At 29.2% G+C, this 17,185-nt stretch carries 18 protein-coding genes; 7 read left to right on the forward strand and 11 right to left on the reverse strand.

All coding sequences use genetic code 11. The features are described from left to right. The first annotated feature begins 1 nt into the window (after position 1). The 7 genes from hisS (at position 2) to AC5SL8_RS00450 (ending at position 6,940) form a co-directional block, all read left to right on the forward strand. Positions 2–1,396 carry a histidine--tRNA ligase gene (hisS, locus tag AC5SL8_RS00420; RefSeq protein ID WP_494580010.1) on the forward strand — a complete coding sequence of 465 codons (1,395 nt, stop codon included), beginning with the start codon at positions 2–4 and terminating at the stop codon, positions 1,394–1,396. Continuing rightward, positions 1,374–2,426, forward strand: a complete 1,053-nt coding sequence (locus tag AC5SL8_RS00425; protein ID WP_494580012.1) for an ATP phosphoribosyltransferase regulatory subunit — start codon at positions 1,374–1,376, stop codon at positions 2,424–2,426. Before hisS ends, AC5SL8_RS00425 begins: the two co-directional genes overlap by 23 nt. Then, positions 2,426–3,118 (forward strand): ATP phosphoribosyltransferase, encoded by a 693-nt coding sequence (gene hisG / locus AC5SL8_RS00430; protein WP_494580013.1) that lies wholly within the window; start codon positions 2,426–2,428, stop codon positions 3,116–3,118. Before AC5SL8_RS00425 ends, hisG begins: the two co-directional genes overlap by 1 nt. Positions 3,119–3,296: 178 nt before the next feature. After that, the gene (locus AC5SL8_RS00435; protein WP_494580014.1) at positions 3,297–4,394 is read left to right on the forward strand and encodes a DNA recombination protein RmuC; all 1,098 of its coding nucleotides are present in this window, start codon (positions 3,297–3,299) and stop codon (positions 4,392–4,394) included. Positions 4,395–4,431: 37 nt separating this feature from the next. Then, entirely contained in the window at positions 4,432–5,121 is a 690-nt protein-coding gene (locus AC5SL8_RS00440; RefSeq protein WP_494580015.1) for a hypothetical protein, read from the forward strand. A 1-nt stretch (position 5,122) separates the two neighbouring features. Then, complete coding sequence (locus AC5SL8_RS00445) at positions 5,123–6,550, forward strand: exonuclease domain-containing protein (RefSeq protein ID WP_494580016.1); 1,428 nt, start codon at positions 5,123–5,125, stop codon at positions 6,548–6,550. 72 nt (positions 6,551–6,622) lie between these two features. Continuing rightward, a complete protein-coding gene (locus AC5SL8_RS00450; protein ID WP_494580018.1) occupies positions 6,623–6,940 on the forward strand; it encodes a thioredoxin family protein in 318 nt (105 codons plus the stop codon). Here AC5SL8_RS00450 and AC5SL8_RS00455 read toward each other — a convergent pair. The 11 genes from AC5SL8_RS00455 to AC5SL8_RS00505 are packed head-to-tail and all read right to left on the reverse strand — an operon-like array spanning position 6,937 to position 17,183. Further along, positions 6,937–8,202 carry a bifunctional folylpolyglutamate synthase/dihydrofolate synthase gene (locus AC5SL8_RS00455; RefSeq protein WP_494580020.1) on the reverse strand — a complete coding sequence of 422 codons (1,266 nt, stop codon included), beginning with the start codon at positions 8,200–8,202 and terminating at the stop codon, positions 6,937–6,939. The two genes, AC5SL8_RS00450 and AC5SL8_RS00455, sit on opposite strands and share 4 nt — an antisense overlap. Beyond that, complete coding sequence (locus AC5SL8_RS00460) at positions 8,156–9,085, reverse strand: acetyl-CoA carboxylase carboxyltransferase subunit beta (protein ID WP_494580022.1); 930 nt, start codon at positions 9,083–9,085, stop codon at positions 8,156–8,158. The genes AC5SL8_RS00455 and AC5SL8_RS00460 overlap by 47 nt, the downstream gene beginning before the upstream one ends. Continuing rightward, complete coding sequence (gene trpA, locus AC5SL8_RS00465; protein ID WP_494580023.1) at positions 9,082–9,879, reverse strand: tryptophan synthase subunit alpha; 798 nt, start codon at positions 9,877–9,879, stop codon at positions 9,082–9,084. Before trpA ends, AC5SL8_RS00460 begins: the two co-directional genes overlap by 4 nt. Position 9,880: 1 nt before the next feature. After that, positions 9,881–11,113 (reverse strand): tryptophan synthase subunit beta, encoded by a 1,233-nt coding sequence (gene trpB / locus AC5SL8_RS00470; protein ID WP_494580025.1) that lies wholly within the window; start codon positions 11,111–11,113, stop codon positions 9,881–9,883. Next, positions 11,103–11,726: a phosphoribosylanthranilate isomerase gene (locus tag AC5SL8_RS00475; RefSeq protein WP_494580027.1), complete on the reverse strand. Its 624-nt coding sequence runs from the start codon at positions 11,724–11,726 to the stop codon at positions 11,103–11,105. The genes trpB and AC5SL8_RS00475 overlap by 11 nt, the downstream gene beginning before the upstream one ends. Beyond that, the gene (gene pyrF / locus AC5SL8_RS00480) at positions 11,727–12,404 is read right to left on the reverse strand and encodes an orotidine-5'-phosphate decarboxylase (protein ID WP_494580029.1); all 678 of its coding nucleotides are present in this window, start codon (positions 12,402–12,404) and stop codon (positions 11,727–11,729) included. Continuing rightward, positions 12,394–12,684 (reverse strand): HU family DNA-binding protein, encoded by a 291-nt coding sequence (locus AC5SL8_RS00485; protein WP_271516542.1) that lies wholly within the window; start codon positions 12,682–12,684, stop codon positions 12,394–12,396. Before AC5SL8_RS00485 ends, pyrF begins: the two co-directional genes overlap by 11 nt. A gap of 3 nt (positions 12,685–12,687) precedes the next feature. Beyond that, a complete protein-coding gene (locus AC5SL8_RS00490) occupies positions 12,688–14,418 on the reverse strand; it encodes a S1 RNA-binding domain-containing protein (RefSeq protein WP_494580031.1) in 1,731 nt (576 codons plus the stop codon). Then, positions 14,418–15,071 (reverse strand): (d)CMP kinase, encoded by a 654-nt coding sequence (locus AC5SL8_RS00495; RefSeq protein ID WP_494580033.1) that lies wholly within the window; start codon positions 15,069–15,071, stop codon positions 14,418–14,420. Before AC5SL8_RS00495 ends, AC5SL8_RS00490 begins: the two co-directional genes overlap by 1 nt. Further along, positions 15,068–16,396, reverse strand: a complete 1,329-nt coding sequence (aroA, locus tag AC5SL8_RS00500) for a 3-phosphoshikimate 1-carboxyvinyltransferase (protein ID WP_494580035.1) — start codon at positions 16,394–16,396, stop codon at positions 15,068–15,070. Before aroA ends, AC5SL8_RS00495 begins: the two co-directional genes overlap by 4 nt. A 10-nt stretch (positions 16,397–16,406) precedes the next feature. Next, entirely contained in the window at positions 16,407–17,183 is a 777-nt protein-coding gene (locus AC5SL8_RS00505; protein WP_494580037.1) for an ATP-binding cassette domain-containing protein, read from the reverse strand. Positions 17,184–17,185: the final 2 nt, after the last annotated feature.

Below are 17,185 nucleotides of genomic sequence, written 5' to 3' on the forward strand. Positions count from 1 at the left end.
AATGAATAAAGAAAATAAATTAGTTCCTGGATTACCTTCAGGATTTGAAGATCGTTGGGATAAAAAACTTCTTCTCAAAAAAAAGCTATTAAAAGCTATTGAGAATAATTTTATTAAGTTTGGAGCAGAAGCTCTTGAAACCCCTTCGTTTGAAATTAGTGAAAACATAGGATCTTTTCTTGCAGAAGATGAGGCTAATCCTATGTCTGATGTATTCTCGTTCCAAGATGGTGAAAAAAGTATTACGCTTCGATATGATTTATCAAGCCCACTTGCAAGATTTGTAGCTGAAAACAATCAAGAACTTCCATCTATTTTTAAGCGGTATCAAATCCAAAATGTATTTCGTAATGAAAAAGCTGGAAATGGCCGTTACAGAGAATTTATGCAAGCAGACTTTGATATTGTTGGAAACGTTAATCCTGCTCAAGCTAATGCAGAACTTTGTAATTTAATATCAAGCACATTATCAGATTGTGGTTTAAACAAAGATCAATTTACAATCAATGTGAGTAATAGAAAAATTGTACAAGGTTTAATTGATGAATTAAAAATTTCTGAAGAAAAACAAATAAAAGTTATCAGAGCAATCGATAAATTAGATAAACCAGGGTTTGGCTTAAAGGGAGTTGAAGATTTATTAAAAAAAGAGAGAAAAGATCAAAGTGGCGCCATTACTAAAGGAGCTGAGTTATCTGATGATCAAGCAGCACAAATATTAAATTTTCTAAAAATAAAAGATTTAAAAGAACTAAAACAAACTTTAAAAAATCCATTATCCCAAGAAGGAATAAGTGAGTTAGAAAATGTATTTGAAGTACTTGGATATGGATCAAATTTAAATCGGGTTAAAACTAATTTTACAATCGTTAGAGGCCTTGCTTATTATTCTGACTTTATTGTAGAGACTAATTTAAATTTTAAAGTCTCAAACAATAAAGGCAAAGAAGTAGATATTGGAAGCATATGTTCAGGGGGAGCTTATGCAAAATTGATATCAAGATTTAGAGGTGTTGATATTCCAGGAACAGGAATAAGTTTTGGTGTTGACAGATTATTATTTGCTTTAATGCAACTAGATCAAATTAAAATAGAGGATCAAAAACCAGTTTTAGTCTGTGTAATGGATGAAAAATACCTAAAAAATTATTATGAATTAGTTGATCAGTTAAGAGATAATAATATTAATGCTGAAATTTTTTTAGATAGCAAAAAAAATCTAGGTAAACAATTAACCTTTGCAAATAAACGTAAATTACCAGTTGCGATAATTTGTGGAGAAAATGAGTTTAATGACAACACAGTCACTATTAAAAACCTTAAAGGTGTTAAAGGTGAAAATAATCGAACAATTCCAAAAGCTGATTTAATTAATGAAGTCAAAAAACTTATCTGAAAATATCCTTAGATCAGTAAAATCTAAAGGATTTAAGTATATTGATTTACCTTCAGTAATTGAAGCTAACCATATTGTTCAAAGATCAGGTGAAAACTTTAGAAAATTTATATTTTCATTCATAGATCAAAATGGAAGTGAACTTTGTTTAAGACCTGATTTAACCATTGCATCATGTCTTAGATATTTAGAAAATAATTTAAAGGGAAAAGAGAAGATTTTTTACAGTGGCCAAGCTTATAGAAAATCACAGAATAAAAAAGACTCTATAATTAGAGATCAAGTTGGATTTGAAATCATTGGGTCAAAAAATGAAAAGAATGATGACAAAGATATCATTAATACATCCTTAAAATCACTTCAAAATATAAAATATACATCAGGTACATTAACAATTGGCAATGTTGAAATTTTTAATTTGTTAATTTCAAAACTAGATATTCCAAAGCGATGGAAGTTAAGATTATCAAGGCATTTTTGGAGGGAGAAATATTTTAATGATCTTTTAAAAAGATTAGAGACTAACTCAGATGTTGATCCCACAATCGTTGAGATTGACAAAAAAAGATATTTTAAAATGCTAAAAGAGGGTCAGTCTAAAGTTATTGCAGGTCGATCAATTAATGAAATTTTAAAAAGGTTTGATAATAAAATTAGAGACCCGAGAGGAGCTAGTAAGGGTAAAAATATATCAAAGATTATAAAAGAGTTTCTTAAAATCAAATGTCCAATTAATAAAGCTGCAAATGAACTAAATAAATTTTTTAAAAAAAACAAGATTAATTTAGCAGTTGATCAAAAATATTTTCCAACTTCAAAAAATAAAATTTCAAAACTAAATGTAGTTTTTTCTGCTTCATTTGGAAGACAACTAGAATATTACACGGGCATGGTATTTAAAATTGATATTAAGTCTAAGTCAAAGAATAGAAATATAATTAACGGTGGAAGATACGATAAATTAATTTCTGATTTAGGTTCAAAAAATCAAGTAGCTGCAGTAGGAGCTGCCTTAAATTTAAATTACTAATGAAAAAAAATATAATTAATATTGGTATTCCAAGCAAAGGTAGACTTAGAAAAGATGTTCTAAAAATATTTAAAAAGAATAAATTTAATCTGATTTCTGAACGAGGAGAAAGAGATTTATTAGGATCGATAAAACAATTGTCTCACGTTAAAGCTTTATATTTACATGCACGAGAGATTATAGAGAGACTTGCAGATGGTTCATTAGACCTTGGATTTTCAGGTTATGATTTATTAAAAGAGAGTGAAGTAAATATTCAAAATAAAGTTAGCGTATCTAAAAAGTATAATTTTGGAAAAGCAACTTTAGTTGTTGCAATACCAGACCCATGGATAGATGTTCAAACCGTTGCAGATTTAGAAGAAATTGCATTTGAGTTTAAAGATAAGAAAAAGAAAAGACTAAGAGTAGCAACAAAATATCCAAATTTAACTAGAGAATTTTTATTTTCAAAAGGAGTTACTCAATTTAAGTTAGTTGGAAGTTTAGGGGCAACTGAAGCTTATCCTTTCACAGGATCAAGCGAAATTATTACAGATATATCTTCAACTGGTGAGACTTTAAAAGCTAATAACTTACGTATTTTAAAAGATGGTGAAATTTTAGAATCTGTAGCTTGCATGATGATATCTAAATCATCTGTAAAAAAACCAGAAGTTAAAAAACTAGTTAAACTACTTTCGAAGAATTAGATCTTTCCAATAAATCAAAATAATCCTAATAATATCAAGATTTCTAATTACAGCATAGGATGCAACGATAATTGCAATGATAAATATTATTTTGAATACTAAGATTAAGTCCATAATTTAATTGTAAATATTTAAATATATTAATCAAATTTTTACTATAAAATAATATAATAGAATCATGGATATAATCTTAGTAATTTTACTGATCATATTAGTTGGCATAGCATCTTCAATTCTTTATCTAAATTTAAGATCAAAACCTAATGATGTAAGTGAAAATAAGGAAAATGAAGAAATAGCAAATTTAAAAACCGAAATCACCTCATTAAAAGATACCTTAAATACTACTATTAATACTTCTCTAGGATCTATGTCGACCTCGTTTAACAATCTATCAACTGGGGTTACTAAAGATATGACAGAAGCTTTAACAAAAGTTGATGAAAAAGTTGGTAACTTCAATAACCAAGTAGAGTTATTAAATAAAAGCCAAGAAGGTATAACAAAAATTTTGGCTGGAGTTAAAAAATATGGAACACTTGCAGAGTTTTCATTAGATTCGCTGATTAAAGACTTATTACCTGCTTCTCAATTTATGACCAATGTTAAGATGAAAGAGGACACAAGTGAAAATGTTGAATTTGCAATTAAGCTTCAAGGCGATGTTCTAGTTCCAGTGGATAGTCATTTCCCAGTAGAAAAATTTAAAGCTATTACTGATGGTTATGACGCGGATGATAAAAGAGCTGTTGCAGATGCCAGAGCAAAATTAGCCACTGCTTTTAAAGCTAAAGCTAAAAGTGTTAATGAGAAATATATTGTTCCTCCTAAAACTACAGATTTTGCAATTGTTTATGCGCCAACTGAAAGTTTATATAAAGAACTAACTGAATACCAAGACCCAACTAGCAAAGAATTATTAATTCAAGAGTTAATGAAAAAACATAAAGTTGTAATTTGTGGACCAAATACACTTTCAGCATATCTGCAATCACTACATATGGGCTTTCAATCTCTAAAGGTTCAAAAAGGTGCAACAGAAATTTATGATCATTTAAAAACAATTAGCTCAAGATTTGGAAAACATTTTGAAAATATAGTTGCTTTAAGAAAAAAATTAGAAGAAGCAATGATGGTTGTTGACAAGTTTGGGACAGACGCAAGATCAATTACTAGAACGTTAGAGAATATTAAAGATCCTGAACAAATCGAAAAAGCAATTCAAACAGAAAATGTAGAAAAATTTGTTGACCATTCAAAACAAGCCAAAAATTAATTTCTTTTTTTTCTAAATAACGCTTATAACAAAATATATGCAATGGAATAATAAATTTACTTATCCAAAATCTATGAGGTCAATTGTAAGTGGTTCAAGAATGTATTCAGTTAATCAAGAAAAACTTCCATCGGTAACTTCCATATTACAAGCAACACAAAGTGAAGAAAAAAAAGCATCCCTTGCAAATTGGAAAGCAAGAGTAGGTGTTGCAGAAGCGAATAGAATTAAAAATGATGCTTCAAGCAGAGGCACATCAATGCATTCTCATTTAGAAAAATACTTATTAGGTCAATTAAATTTAGAGCTAATAGAAGAAGAGGCTAGTAAATCTAAAAAAATGGCAGATGAAATTATCGAACAAGGTATTAAAGGAAAATTGTCAGAAATTTATGGTGTTGAAGCAACATTATATTATCCAGGCAAATACGCGGGCACATGTGATGCAGTAGGTGTGTATGAAGGACAAGAAACTATTATAGATTTTAAACAGTCCAATAAACCAAAAAAAGAAGAGTTTATTGAGGACTATTATCTTCAATTAGGTGCTTATTCATTGGCTCATAACGTTGTCCATAATTCAAAAATAAACCAAGGAATTGTTTTACTTTGTACTGTAGATAATTTATTCCAAGACTTTAGAATTCAAGGCGAAAAACTAGAAGAATATCAAAATAAGTTTTTAGAAAAAGTAGAACAATACTATCATCAACAGAATATGAACTAATATGAATTTAGCAATTTGGGATATAGAAAGTAGTTCAGCCAATACTTCATGGGGAAGTATTATTGAAGTAGGGGGTATTTTAGTTGACCCAAATTTTAAAGAATTAGATCGTTTTAATTTTAGATGTAGATTGCCAGAAGGAGAAGTTCCTCAAGCAATGGCATTAATAGTTAACAAAACTAGTGTTGATTTATTAACTAAAGGAAATTTAAGTCACTACCAAATGTTATCTCAGTTAGAAGCCACATTTAAAAAATGGAGCCCAGCAATATTCATGGGTTGGTCAAACATTGGCTTTGATGATGAGATGATAAGAAACGAATTTTTTAGAGGAATTAGATATCCTTATATCACCAATGCAACTCCCAACAAAAGACATGATGGTTTAAATATTGCAAGAGGTGCTCATGCAGTCGATGAAAGTGTTGTCAAAACTGAAATAAATGCAAAAGGTAATCCTGTAATGAAGCTAGAGTCGTTAGCTAGAATGAATGGCTTTGAATCAAGTGGTGCCCATAGTGCTTTATTTGATGCAGAATTAACGGTTAAGGTTTTAGGATTAATTAAAAAAAATCAACCTCAGACTTGGGATACATTTTTAAGAACAGCAAACAAGAGTGACACTGAGACGATATTTAAAACTGAAAAGATATTTACATTAGCTGAATATCATTTTGGTAAAAATTATAGATTTGTAGTAGCACCACTCCACCCAAAATATTGCATTCATCCAATCTATCAGTGGGGCCAAGCGTTTGATCTTAAAATTGATCCGATCCCATTATTTAATATGTCAATTTCTGAACTTAAAAGTGCTATTAAAAAATTAAAATTTTTAAGAACTATACGATCAAATAAAGCTCCTATAATTTTAGATGCAAGTTATGGACTGCAAGTTGAACCATATAGCAATCTTGATCCCGATCTAATTAAAGAGCGTGCAAAATTAGTAAATAGTAATGAAAAATTCTCTCAAAATGTTTTAACCGCATTACGAGAAGCTGCTGAAGAAAAAGCTCAATTTGACTCACAGGTTGATTTACTAGCTGAAGAAACTATTTACAAAAAATTTACACCTCAAAAAGATACAGCTTTATTTCCAAAATGGCATGTAGCGTCATGGAAGGATAAATTAATATTATTAGATAAATTTGAGGATGAGAGAATGGTGAGTTTTGGAAAAAAAATAATATATCAAGAGTCACCAGAAACGTTACCACCAGATATGTATAAGGCGATTAAAAGAGGAATAGCTGAAAGAATTTTAAGCGATGAAAAAGAGAAATGGTGGACATGCAAAGAATTTTATTATGAATGTGATAATTTAAGGGAAAGATACACAAATGAAAAAGATGAGGAAAAACTTAAGTTTTTGGATGAAATTAACGAATTTGTTGAAGGAATACAGAAAAAATATGAACAAGCATAACTATTTTGTGAATTAAACAAAAAAATACCTTTTTGATATTGAATTAATAGAATAAAAATTTATAAAACTAATATGCTAATTGACTTTCAAGACGAACAATTTGAAACAAAAATAAAAAATGAGGATGTTTCTATTGTGCAATTTTCTGCAGAATGGTGCATGCCGTGTAAAAGTTTGCGGCCGATTATGGAAAAGTTATCTGAAAATTATAAAGATAAAGCTAGTTTCTATTATGCTGATATTGAAAATGGTGGAATTAACACAGGTTCGGCTGCCGGAATAAGAGGCGTGCCCACCGTTATTGTTTATAAAAAAGGTGTAGAAATTGACAGGAAGGTTGGAGGAGTGGCCGAAAGTCAAATGAAAGAGTTTTTAGATAAAAATATCTAATTTAAATTTAATACTTCAGCGGCACCATACAAAGATCCTGTAATTAATAAAAGATCACCTTCTTTTAAATCAATCGATTTAATAGCTTGCTTAATATCTGGTTGATATTGAACATTAGGCATACTTTTAAATTTCTCTTTTAAATCTTTTCCACTAATAGAGTTTGGTTGAGTTTTTAAATCTATGGTGGTTATAGATGAAACATCTTTAAAGTAATTGATATATTTTTCATGTTCTTTGTTTGCCATCATTCCAATAATAACATGTTTGTTACAATCTAAGGTTTGAAGATATTCATTTAATGCTTTAGCACCACCTTCATTGTGGCTTCCATCAACTATTAATTTATTGTTTTTAACTAACTCTTTTAATTTACCAGATTTAATTTCCTGAAGTCTTGCTAAGCTAGATATTTTTGTAACACCTCTTTGAATATGTTCGTCCTTGATACCAATATCCAAGGTTCTTAAGGTCGCTATTGCAGTTGAAATATTTTCTAATTGATATTGACCAAGAACATTAGGCTTTGGAAGTTTTAATCCACCTAATTTATCCTCATAATAGAAGAAACCATTTTCATTAATTGAGTAACTAAAATCATCATTAAAAAATACTTTACCAGATGGGTTTTGAGAGATAGTTTTTTTAATACAATTCATTGTCTCTTTAGCGCTTTGTTTAGCTACAATAATATTTGAATTTAAAAGTGTAGATGTTTTTTCAAATATAATTTTTTCAATTGTTCTTTCATCTTTTGGTAGCCAGTCTGTGTGGTCAATAGAACACGAACATACAACACTAGCTAAGTTTTCTTTTAGTATATTAGTTGCATCAAACCGGTGAAATAAGCCAGCTTCTATAAGATTAATATTATCTGGGTATTGAACAGCTTTATAAAAATAAGATGCTGTTAATATTTCAAAAAATGTAATGGGTTTATTTTCATTGATACTTTCTACTTCTTCAAATAAATCAGCTAACTCATCATCACTTAATTGCTCATTATTGAAGACAAATCTTTCATTTATTTTTAGAATATGAGGACTTGTGTAAACATTACATTTGAAGTTAGCTTCTTTTAAAATAGAAAAGATTGCATTAATTGTGCTGTTCTTACCATTGGTACCCACTACAGATATAGCTTTGATTTTGTCTTGGGGATTACCTAATTTTTTACAGAGTTCTTTAACACGATCTAAACTAAGATCTATTTCTTTAGGATGCAGCTTTTGTAAGTGTTCTACTATCTTCTGAAGTTTCATTTGTAGCTGAATTTATAGCAGAATTTTTCTTTAACAATATTGATAATAATACTCTAATTTTTTCTCTTAAATCTTTTCTTTCAACTATTAAATCTACAAAACCAGTTTTTTCAACATATTCACTTCTTTGAAAGCCAACCGGCAATTCTTCTCGAACGGTTCCTTGGATTACACGAGCTCCAGCAAAAGCTATTAAAGCACCTGGTTCAGCGATATGTATATCACCGAGCATTGCATATGATGCTGTTATACCTCCAGCGGTTGGGTCCGTTAATACAACTATATAAGGAAGATTATTCTTTTTAAGTTCATTAATAGCTAAAGTTGTTCGAGTCATTTGACTTAATGAAATAAGACTTTCCATCATTCTCATTCCCCCACCAGAAGTAAAAACTACAAAAGGTTGTTGGTTCTCAATAGCATGCTGAATACCGTATAAAAAAGCTTCACCTTCAGCAGCGCCAATAGATCCACCTACAAAATCAAAATCAGATGATATAACTGTCATTTTTATACTTTGAATGTTTGTGTTAATTACCATCATTCCACATTCCATACCCGTTTTTTTTCTCGCAGATTTTAACCTATCTTTATATGGCTTTGAGTCATGCCATTCTAAAGGATCGTCTTGAGGTATTGGAGTTTTTAAAACTTCATAATTATTTTTCCCAAAAATTATATCAAATCTTCGACGGGGACTAATTCTATGATGTTTATTACAAGAGGGACAAACCCATAAATTATCTTCTAAATCTTTTTTTAAAATTGGTCCTTTACAACATGAGGTCCAATCACTGTTAGCAATTTCAGCTTTACTGGCACGTTGCTTAATAATTGTTTTTATTTTTTCACCAAAACGTAAAGTTTTTTTTATCCAATTCATAATATTTTATTCTTTAATCTTTTTACAATATTAGTTACATTTGTGACAGGATTTTGTCTTTTTTTTATTGAATTTGATATTTCTTTGCATAAAGCGCTACCCACAACTAATCCATCGGCTTTTCGCAGTGATGCTATTGTTTTTTCAGTAATTCCAAATCCGATTACAATATTTTTATTTTTATTTAATTTTTTAATTTTATTATATCTATCCAGAATAACTTTTGGTGAAACTTTAAGTTTACCACCTGTTGTTGATAGCATACTTATATAATAGACCATATCATGTGAGTCTTTGACAATTTGTTTCATCCTATTAGTAGAGGTAGTTGGGGATAATAACTGAATAAAACTAATATTTTTTTTTTTACATTTTTTTGCAAATTCTTTATTTTCAGGATAGGGAAGGTCAACAACAATTAATCCATCAACGCCAACTTTTTTACAAATATTTATAAAATTACTATCTCCATATTGATAGATCATATTATAGTAACCCATCAATATTACAGGTTTAGTTTTATAAAATTTTTTAAAGTCTTTTACAATTGAAAAAACATCTTTAATTTTAATTCCATTTTTTAAGGCCCTATAAGCACTAGATTGTATTTGACCCCCATCAGCAATTGGAGTGTTGTGTGGAAACCCTATCTCACAAATATCAGCATAAGCTGCAATTGACTTTAGTATCTCAAGGGATTTCTTTTTAGTGTTATCTCCAGCTACTGTGTAAGTTAGTAATGCAGGTCTTTTTTCATTTTTAATTTTTTTAAATGCAAGATTAATTAAAGACATACTATTTAATTCTCCCCAATCTTGCTTTTAAAATATCACGATCTTTTTTTGCATCCCCACACGAGTTTACTATAATAATTGTATCTTTACTTAATTTAGGAGCAATTTTTATAGCTTCTGCAAAAGCATGACTTGGTTCTAAACTAGGATTTATTTTTTCAAGTTTTGTGACTAATTGATAAGCATTTAATGCAGCCTCATCAGTTGCTGATGTGTATCTAGCTCTCTTGGTATCTTTTAAAAAACAGTGAATAGGTGATACGCCAGGGTAATCTAGTCCAGCAGAAATAGACGCAGTATCGTTAATCTGACCTTCATTGTTTTGACAAACATAAGCAGCCGCACCATGTAAAATACCAAGTTTAGCTCCGTTTGTTAAAGGAGCGGCATGTAATTTTGATTTTTTTGGTCCACCAGCTTCAACACCTATTAACTCAATTTGTTTTTTATCATAGTCAATAAATTCACTCCAAAATCCATAAGCTGAACTTCCACCACCCACACAATTAATTAGTTTAATCTTCTTTGGAATTTTTTTGAATTCTGATTTAATTTGAATTTTTAGTTCTCTTGAAATTTGAGCAGTACTCCAACCACAAATTTTAACAAAAATGTTTGGACCAACAGTTGAACCAACACACATATGAGTATTATCACAATTTGAAACCCAGTAACGCATACACTCACTTACAGCATCAACCAATGTTTGACTTCCAGAGTAAACAGGTACCACCTCAGCACCATTTTTTTTCATTGCATCTACATTTGGTTTTTGTCTTTTTATATCCTTTGCTCCCATAAAAATTTTACATTTAAGACCAAATTTTTTTGCTGCCATACTTAGCATTTTTCCAGCATAGCCCGCACCAGTATCACCAACGACGTATTTTTTTCCTGCCTTTTTGGCAATAAGGCAGTGCACTGTTGCATTATAGATTTTATGAGCACCTCCGTTCGCCTCAGATACCATTTTAGCATATATTTGAGCCCCTCTCAGATGCTTAGATAGGTTTTTAAGTTTTATAAATGAAGTAGGAGAGCCTATATAATTTTTAAAATATAGATCTCTTTGTTTGAGAAACCTCTTATCACGTCTTAGTTTTTGAAATAATATCGTTAAGTCTTCAACAGGCTTTTTTAAAGTTTCAGGTATATAGTTTCCACCAAATTTTCCTCCCCAAAATCCACTTTTATCATGCTGGTCTATTAAAGGAATTTTCTTTTTAAGTTTCATTATTAACCCGTTTTATTTTATCTAAAAAATTATTTATTTTTGAAATATCTTTTATTCCAGATGTTTCTAGGCCACCAGAAATATCTATAATATCAGCTATTTTTTTATATTTTTCAAGGTTATCCTCAACTTGAATATTTCCAGCTAACATCAATTCTTTGTTGATTTTAATATCTTGAATTAATTGATGATCAAAAGACATGCTTTTTTCATAACCCTTGCTATCGAATAAAATTATATCTGCAATATCATGGTAGTCTAAATATTTCATCACATCTTCTTTACTGTTAATAGTTAGAGAAACAATAATTTTTTTTTTATAAGTTTGTTTAATTAAATTAATTTCAGATGGGGTAGCGTCATAAATCTGATAATAATCAAAAGGTAAATTTTTTATTTCCTCTAGAATATTTTCATTTGGTTTAACTAATACAGCTACATATTTTGATTTTTTTTTATCTACATTTAAAATTTGCTTAAGCTTTTCGTAGGGAACAAATCTTTTAGATTTTGGGTAATTGACAATGAAACCGATATATTGAGGAGGGTAAGAGTGATTTGTTAAATGAATTAATGTTTTAGAATCTGAGATTCCACAAATTTTAGACTTCATTTATTTAATTGATGAAAGGATATTTTTTAAATTTTCTTTTGGGTTACCTTTAGTAATAGGTCTGCCAATAATTAAACAATCACTACCTTCTTCGATTGCCTCATTAGCAGTAAGAGTTCTTTTTTGATCATCTTTTAAGTCATCCATTCTAATTCCTGGGGTAAAGCATTTAAGTTTTGGTGCAATAGATTTAATCATTTTTATTTCAAGTGGACTACAAATGACTCCATATAAATTTGCATCCATTGCAATCTTAACTAAAGTTTTTACTTGATCCTCAACTTTATTATTAAAACCTAATTTAGATAGATCTTCATCTCCAAAACTTGTTAAAACTGAAACACCTAAGAGGTTTATATTAATATTTTTAGCAGCTAGATTTGCAGCTTTAAGAGCATCCAAACCATTCAACAAATGTACTGTTGCATATTTTACATTAAGTTCCTCAAGAGACTTAATAGACTCAACTAGTGTGTTCTTAATGTCAAAAAATTTACCATCATAAAATATAGGTTTATTAAATTTTGAAAGCTCTCTTATTTCATTGGGACTTCTTTGTGTAATATATTGAAGCCCAATTTTTATGCCGGATATGTCTTTATGAATTAATTCTAATAAATCTAATATTTCTTTTTGACTTGATACATCACAGGCTACAAAAATATTTTTATTCTTCATTGTTTAATTTTTTAAACATATCTTTCGCCATTTTAAAGTGAATTGTTTTTTTTTGGGGGGTATTTACTTTTTCACCAGTCTTAGGATTTCTAGATATTCTTGCTTTTTGAATATTGGTAGAAAAAACCCCAAAACCTCTCAACTCAACTCGATCACCCCGTTTAAGAGCAAATTTAATCTCGTTAAGAATTATATTGGTAAATTTTTCTAAGTCTTTTTTTAAAAAATTTGGGTAGTTTTTTGCTAATTGTTTTAGAAGTTTTGATTTTACAATAGCCAATTTTTATTCGTCTTCTTTTTTCTTTTTCTCTAAGTCATCAGAAAGAGATGAGAAGGGAAGATTTTTTCCTGATCCTTCAGCACCATATTTTTCTAACGCATCTTTTCTCTCAATTTCTTCAAGTAATTTTATACTAAGTGTTGCTTTTCTTTTCTCTAAATCCAGCTCTGCTATTGCGCAATCAATTCTTTCTCCACCAGTAAATCTAGCTGGTCTAGCGTCTGCAGCATTAATAGCTATTGCAGATTTTTTGATGATGAAATCCATTTCACAACCTTCGGGTCTTACAACAAGCCCTTTATTGTCAGCTGAAATGATCTTAACTGTAATAGCTTGTTTAACTTTTTTATCATTAAACCAATCAAATGGGTCTGGCTGAGTTTGTCTTAGACCAACTCTAACTTTTTGTTCTGCAGCTTTTACTTCTAGAACTTTAACCTTTAATTTATCACCAATTTTATATTTAGCTAATTCCTCTTCACCATTATTTAAATATGTGAGGTCGTTGCAGTGAAGAAATGCATCAATATCTAATCCATTAATTTTTAAGAAAATTGAGTATTCATTTTTACTTGCTACTTCTCCCTCAACCTCAGATCCAATAGGATATTTATTTTCAAAAGTTTCGAATGGATTTTCAGTAGTTAGACGATGTGAAATCGCAACTCTTCTTTTTTCCTTATCAATTTCAGTAATTACACAATCTATCTCATCACCAACTTTAAACATTTTTTTTGCAGATATATTTTTTTTAGTCCAACTTAACTCACTTGAATGTAGTAATGTTGATAAACCTTTTTCAAGCTCACAGAATGCACCAAAATCCATTAATTTAACTACTTTGACTTTATAAATTTTCTTTAGTTCGTAGTTAGATATATTTTCAAATGGATCTTTCGAAAGTTGTTTCACTGAACAACCAACTTGTAATTTTTCTTTATCCACAGAAATTACAAGTAAATCATGTTTTTCACCTATTGTGAAAACTTCGTCAGGATGATTTACTCTTGAATAAGATATTTCTTGTAAGTGAACCAGAACATCTAACTCTCCATTAACACTGAAGAAACATCCAAATGAACTATAGCCTTTTACTTCTGCACCTTTAATAATATCTCCAACTTTGAATTTTTCTATAATTTTAATTTTATCTTCTTTTTTGAAAGATGAAATAATTTCCCTTCTTGAAACACAGGCATTTCCTCTAACTTTATCTAATTTAATAAGAGCAAACTTTTGTGGCTCATTCATTAAGTGACTAATATCTTTTAGGGGCTTATCTGATATCTGTGAACCAGGTAAAAACATTAAAGACCCTGTATCTATATGTTCAACAATACAACCACCTTTAACACGTCCTGTAATTTTTCCCATTATGGGCTCATTTTTTTCATAAGCCTCAACAAGCTTATCCCATCCCTGAATTTTTTGTGCTTTAGAAGCAGAAACTAAAACTTCACCTTTTTTATCCTCTAATCTCTCAAGAAGTACTGAAATTTTTTCACCTACTTTTGCTTTATCAAGCATACCCATGCTTTTTAATTCATTTATATCTAGGATTGGTTCAGATTTTAAACCAGGAACTTCAAGAAAAACAAAGTTTTCAGTTACTTTGTTTACTACACCTGTAATTATTTTTCCTTCTTCAAGGCTTGCTGTTTTAGTAAACTGTGAGTTAAGTAGCTGTTCGAATTCTTTTGATGCAGGGTTTGAAAGGTCTTTATAAATTTCCATTAAGCTTTGAGTTTCCTATCCATAATTTGTTTAATTTTTAAAAAGCATGCTCTTTTAGTTAAATTTGTAGTATTAATCAAGATCGAATCTTGCGTTTTCTTTAATGGTGATATTGTCCTATTATAATCACTTTTATCACGTTTTTTAATGCTTTTTAATATATCATTAAAAAATATTTTCTTATTAGAACTCTTTAGCTCTTTATACCTTCTTAGCGCTCTAGTTTTTGAACTTGCTGTTATAAAAAATTTAAAATCTGCGTCTGGAATTATCTTATAGGTAATATCTCTTCCATCCAAACATGAACCATTATACTTTTTTGGGGGATGATAAGCACTCTTAATTTGAAAAGCATGAACAAGTTTTCTTATTTTCTTATCTTTTGATATAATAGAAGCCATAGTACCAACTTCGTCAGATAAAAGCTTTTTGTTCTGCAAATCTTTTATAGTTAGTTGGCTCATTTTCTTTTTAATTAATGTGTGTCCATATTTTTTAGGCTGGGTTAATTTTATACTAGCAATTAATCTATAAATTTTTCCTGTATCTAAATAAAATAAATTAAAATGTTTAGAAATTAATTTTGCTTGGGTGCCTGCTCCAGCAGCTGCTGGAGAGTCAATTGCAACTTTAATTTTTTTTTTTAATTTCATAGAGATTTACTGTTTATATTTTTGATTAATTTTAAAAAAGATGGAAAAGATGTATTTATAGAATCTTTATCATGAATTTTCCATACTCCCCCACATGTTAAAGCTGCAATAGTACTCATCATAAAAATTCTATGATCTTTTAAATAATTCTTAATAACAATTTTTTTTGTGATTTCTAAATTTGGTTGACCATAAATTTTTATTGAACTTTTAGTTAGCTTAGTTTTTACACCCATCATATTCAAAATTTTAGATCCCAAATTTAATCTTGGACTTTCTTTTTGATTAAGCTCAGATATATCCTTGAAGTAAGAAATTCCTTTAGCTTTAGCTGCAGCAATAAAAATAATTAGAAACTCATCTATAGCACTACCATTCAATTCTGAAGGACAGTTTATTCCTTTAAGGTTTTTTGAGCTTCGTATTAGAATATCAGAAATTTTTTCACCTTTATAATTTCTTTTATTCTTTAATGAAATTTTAGCACCCATCTTTTTTAAAATAGTAATCACACCTATTCTAGAGGAGTTAATGTTAATATTTTTAATTAAAAGTTTAGAATTTTCAGACAATATTGTAAGAACCATAAAAAAAGCACTAGAGCTTATATCTCCTGGAATATTATAGTTAAATGCATTAATTTTTTTTGGATTGATTATATTTATGAAATCATATTTTTTTGTTTTTTTTATTTTGATAGGCACTTTAAGATATTTAAAAAGTAATTCTGTATGATTTCTTGATTTTTTTGCTTTTATGTATGTTGTTCCTGATGAGTTAAGCGCCGCCAACATGACACAACTTTTACACTGAGCGGATCCTTTGTTCTCTACATAATGGATATCTTTTGAATTATGGGATCCTATAATTGATAGAGGCAATTTATTTTTTACCTTATAGTGAAACTTGGCACCAAATTTTTTAAGCGGTTCCGTTACTCTTGAAAAATCTCTTTTCGAGAGACTTTTATCACCTATTAATTTTATTTTTTTTGTTGATTTGATTAATAAGCCCAATATTAATCTTCCAAGCGTTCCAGAATTTTTAGCATCAATTACTAAGCCATTCTTGTATGTAAAATTATTAAGACCTTTTCCTAATATTTCACAATATTCTTTTTTAATTAATACTTTTATTCCTAATTTTTTTATAGCCTCTAATGCAGCAATAACATCTTCAGACATCAATAAATTATAAGCTTTGGATTTTCCAATAGCTTGTGATGCTAAAAGAACCCACCTAATAGATAAACTTTTGTCACCACTTACAATAATTTTTTTATTAAAACTATCTATTCTTTTATTGATAGATAAATAGCTTGGCATTTATAATTTATTAATTAATTTTGAATGAATTTCCAAAATATGCTGTTTTTGCCTTCGTATCATTAATAAGCATTGATGGTGTACCTTTAGCTACAATCTTACAATTAGACATAACTATTGCAACATCAACACACGAAAGAAGATCTCTTGCTTGATGATCACATATGCAGATGCAAATATTTTTTTCAGATTGAAGACTAACAATTAGTTCTTGAAGCATCTTAATTGTCATCACGTCAAGAGCTGCAAAGCATTCATCTAAAAGTAGAACCTTGGGGTCACTCATCAATGCCATAGCAATGACTAACTTTTTTTTTTGACCTCCAGATAAAAATTTTGCCTGTATATTTAGTACGGAGTCTAACTCAAATCTAGAAATTAAATAATCTATTTTTGTATTTCGGTCATTTTTATTATCTATGAGTACTTCACTTACTGCTTTTAAGTTTTCTAACAAAGTAAGGTCATGAAAATACCCACCATATTGAGGAACATAGCCAATTTTAAATTTTTTTGTTCTTTCTGATATGGGATAATCTAAAACATTTTCTCCATTAACTATTATAGAACCAAAATCGGGTTTTAGTAGACCAATTATTAAATTGAATAAAGTAGATTTACCAACTCCATTTGGTCCAAGCATACCTAAAATTTCACCACTATTTATGCTAAAACTAATATTATCTAAAATTTGTCTTTTACCAAAGGATAAAGAAATTTTTTCTAATTTAATTAAAGGTTTATTTTCTTTAAAAGATTTTATTCTAAATTTTTTAATTATTGCCATCT

The sequence above is a fragment of the Candidatus Pelagibacter sp. PS_41 genome, assembly GCF_059417725.1.

Excerpts from the sequence above, each read along its gene's own strand:
- hisG (WP_494580013.1), top strand. The coding sequence starts at position 2,426 with ATGAAAAAAAATATAATTAATATTGGTATTCCAAGCAAAGGTAGACTT.
- AC5SL8_RS00445 (WP_494580016.1), top strand. The coding sequence starts at position 5,123 with ATGAATTTAGCAATTTGGGATATAGAAAGTAGTTCAGCCAATACTTCA.
- AC5SL8_RS00495 (WP_494580033.1), bottom strand. The coding sequence starts at position 15,071 with ATGAAATTAAAAAAAAAAATTAAAGTTGCAATTGACTCTCCAGCAGCT.
- AC5SL8_RS00490 (WP_494580031.1), bottom strand. The coding sequence starts at position 14,418 with ATGGAAATTTATAAAGACCTTTCAAACCCTGCATCAAAAGAATTCGAA.
- AC5SL8_RS00440 (WP_494580015.1), top strand. The coding sequence starts at position 4,432 with ATGCAATGGAATAATAAATTTACTTATCCAAAATCTATGAGGTCAATT.
- AC5SL8_RS00425 (WP_494580012.1), top strand. The coding sequence starts at position 1,374 with ATGAAGTCAAAAAACTTATCTGAAAATATCCTTAGATCAGTAAAATCT.
- hisS (WP_494580010.1), top strand. The coding sequence starts at position 2 with ATGAATAAAGAAAATAAATTAGTTCCTGGATTACCTTCAGGATTTGAA.
- AC5SL8_RS00435 (WP_494580014.1), top strand. The coding sequence starts at position 3,297 with ATGGATATAATCTTAGTAATTTTACTGATCATATTAGTTGGCATAGCA.
- pyrF (WP_494580029.1), bottom strand. The coding sequence starts at position 12,404 with ATGAAGAATAAAAATATTTTTGTAGCCTGTGATGTATCAAGTCAAAAA.
- AC5SL8_RS00475 (WP_494580027.1), bottom strand. The coding sequence starts at position 11,726 with ATGAAGTCTAAAATTTGTGGAATCTCAGATTCTAAAACATTAATTCAT.
- AC5SL8_RS00450 (WP_494580018.1), top strand. The coding sequence starts at position 6,623 with ATGCTAATTGACTTTCAAGACGAACAATTTGAAACAAAAATAAAAAAT.
- AC5SL8_RS00505 (WP_494580037.1), bottom strand. The coding sequence starts at position 17,183 with ATGGCAATAATTAAAAAATTTAGAATAAAATCTTTTAAAGAAAATAAA.
- AC5SL8_RS00455 (WP_494580020.1), bottom strand. The coding sequence starts at position 8,202 with ATGAAACTTCAGAAGATAGTAGAACACTTACAAAAGCTGCATCCTAAA.
- AC5SL8_RS00460 (WP_494580022.1), bottom strand. The coding sequence starts at position 9,085 with ATGAATTGGATAAAAAAAACTTTACGTTTTGGTGAAAAAATAAAAACA.
- trpA (WP_494580023.1), bottom strand. The coding sequence starts at position 9,879 with ATGTCTTTAATTAATCTTGCATTTAAAAAAATTAAAAATGAAAAAAGA.
- trpB (WP_494580025.1), bottom strand. The coding sequence starts at position 11,113 with ATGAAACTTAAAAAGAAAATTCCTTTAATAGACCAGCATGATAAAAGT.
- aroA (WP_494580035.1), bottom strand. The coding sequence starts at position 16,396 with ATGCCAAGCTATTTATCTATCAATAAAAGAATAGATAGTTTTAATAAA.